The organism is Calidithermus roseus, from assembly GCF_003574095.1.
Taxonomy (GTDB): Bacteria; Deinococcota; Deinococci; order Deinococcales; family Thermaceae; genus Calidithermus; species Calidithermus roseus.
Genome location: NZ_QWLA01000166.1, coordinates 1 through 1,109 on the forward strand (window position 1 = coordinate 1; position 1,109 = coordinate 1,109).

At 58.3% G+C, this 1,109-nt stretch carries 2 protein-coding genes; both read right to left on the reverse strand.

Annotated elements, in window-relative coordinates:
• Positions 1–9: 9 nt before the first annotated feature.
• Complete coding sequence (locus tag Mrose_RS18390; RefSeq protein ID WP_147371738.1) at positions 10–591, reverse strand: transposase; 582 nt, start codon at positions 589–591, stop codon at positions 10–12.
• Positions 564–1,064 carry a winged helix-turn-helix domain-containing protein gene (locus Mrose_RS18395; RefSeq protein WP_119280663.1) on the reverse strand — a complete coding sequence of 167 codons (501 nt, stop codon included), beginning with the start codon at positions 1,062–1,064 and terminating at the stop codon, positions 564–566. The genes Mrose_RS18390 and Mrose_RS18395 overlap by 28 nt, the downstream gene beginning before the upstream one ends.
• Positions 1,065–1,109: the final 45 nt, after the last annotated feature.

Here is a 1,109-nt window from a genome sequence, read left to right on the forward strand (position 1 = left end):
ATACCAATTCTACGACGAGGTGACACATAAAGCCTCTTGAATCCAAGGCCAGAAGCAAAGCTGCTTGACCCTGGTTGGGTCAGCCGCAAGCTGGGTGAGAAACTGCTCGGCAGCCAGGCGCTTGTGCTCCAGCGAAGGGTACACCTTGCCTTCGATGGCCCGCCTGACCTCCTCAAAAACCCGTTCGGCAGGGTTGAGCTCGGGCGAATAGGCCGGTTGAATGATACGACTGCCCGAAAGCTCGCATAGGCTACGACCCCGGTGGACCCCCGCCCCATCCCAAACGTTGATCGCCAATGCCCATTGCTCCAGGACCGGTTTGAGGTGGTCTTGTTTCATGCGCGGGATCCAACGCCATCTCAACTGGCCGATGGCCGGTATCACCGCCAGCAGCAGGTAGGCATACTGGTATTCCCGCTGTACCCTTTGAACCACCTTCACCCCACGAGGCGCCAGCACCCGTCGAACCTGACCCAGCAGTCCCAACCGCATCTCATCGCTAAAGCCAATCTGGGCCAGGGCATCCCCCATGGTTTTACCCAGTCGGTTGAGTTCATCGGCGATCAGGGCTTTGAGCCCCCCTTTTTCCACCGCCCTTGCGCTGCCGCATCGGCCTTGGCCGAACTCGGTCGCGGTACTTTGGGGTGAATCTTCAATCGAGCCATCAGCCCATACAGACCTTTATAGCTGTACTGTACCCCGAAGCGTTGTCGCACCCACTGCCGCGCTTCTTCGTAGGTGCGAAAGCTTCCTTTGGCACTCTCCGCCATCAGTTCCAGCTGTTGGCCTTCATCCAGCCAGGCTCGACGGACTTGGACCCCCCAGCCCGGTACGCGCTTCAATACCTCCCCCAACCCTCCGCTCCGATACCAGCCCAGCCACCTGCTGAGGGTTTTACGTCCAATCCCCACTTCTCTGGCCGCATCCTGCGCATCTTTGCCTCGACGTACCAGCCACATCGCCTGCAGCCGTTTACGTCGTTCCAGGTGCTTCTCCCTTCTATACTGTTCCTCCAACTCCTCTACGCTTTCGCTCCAATCGATTGGGGCAATCCTTCGGCTCATTCCCCTATCCTAACTTTAGGGGTCACCTTGAATGAGATTTGGTAT

What these genes read in the sequence shown, in the direction of transcription:
- Mrose_RS18395 (WP_119280663.1), bottom strand. Translation starts at nt 1,064, where the DNA reads ATGAGCCGAAGGATTGCCCCAATCGATTGGAGCGAAAGCGTAGAGGAG.